The sequence below is a fragment of the Metabacillus sp. YM-086 genome (assembly GCF_048059995.1).
GTDB classification, from domain to species: Bacteria; Bacillota; Bacilli; order Bacillales; family Bacillaceae; genus Metabacillus; species Metabacillus litoralis_B.
In genome coordinates this window covers 1-555 of sequence record NZ_JBLUOI010000193.1, presented here as the reverse complement: position 1 = coordinate 555, position 555 = coordinate 1, and the positions used below count along the sequence as shown (strand labels likewise).

Sequence of the window (555 nt, the reverse complement as noted above, 5' to 3'; positions counted from 1 at the left end):
ATATAAAGCTGATTTAACATTTCATTGACCTTTTCTAAGTCCACACCTTCTTTTGTAACCAGTACCATAAATTCATCTTCTAATTGCTTCATACTTTCGTATAAATCCATTTCACCATTCCATCTAGCGTCATACATTTTTTTGTGAAAATCTAATACTTCTAACATATTTTTTCCTCTTTTCATATAAGTTACCTTTATTATACACCATTAGTAACTTTAAGTAAATATATTTAAGTAACTTTTATTTAAGAGAAAAAACGGATTTAAAGAAAATTTCTTGTTTTTTAATTACTCGAACATAACCAACAACACTATATTTTTCAGGATTTTCATCAAGGTGTGAAATTTCATCAAGAAAGAAATGGTGAACCTCTCTTTCTCTAAAAATCGGCTTATCAGTACCTAAAATCTCATGTGCTTTTAACATAAAATTTTCCACCTTTCGAGTAAATTAAGGGTATAATAAAAATATGGTGAATAGAAAAAACATCTTATTCAGCTTGTCCGAGCTATAGAGTGGTTTTCACTTTTTCTTTTTGAATGATAAAGCAGA

1 protein-coding gene is annotated in these 555 nt (G+C 27.9%); it reads right to left on the bottom strand.

The window, feature by feature from the left end; translation table 11 throughout:
- Positions 1 to 243: 243 nt before the first annotated feature.
- Complete coding sequence (locus ACEWK1_RS27755; RefSeq protein WP_416636898.1) at positions 244 to 429, bottom strand: hypothetical protein; 186 nt, start codon at positions 427 to 429, stop codon at positions 244 to 246.
- Between the last annotated feature and the right edge of the window lie 126 nt (positions 430 to 555).

Coding starts and splice junctions, on each gene's coding strand:
- ACEWK1_RS27755 (WP_416636898.1), bottom strand. CDS start 429: ATGTTAAAAGCACATGAGATTTTAGGTACTGATAAGCCGATTTTTAGA.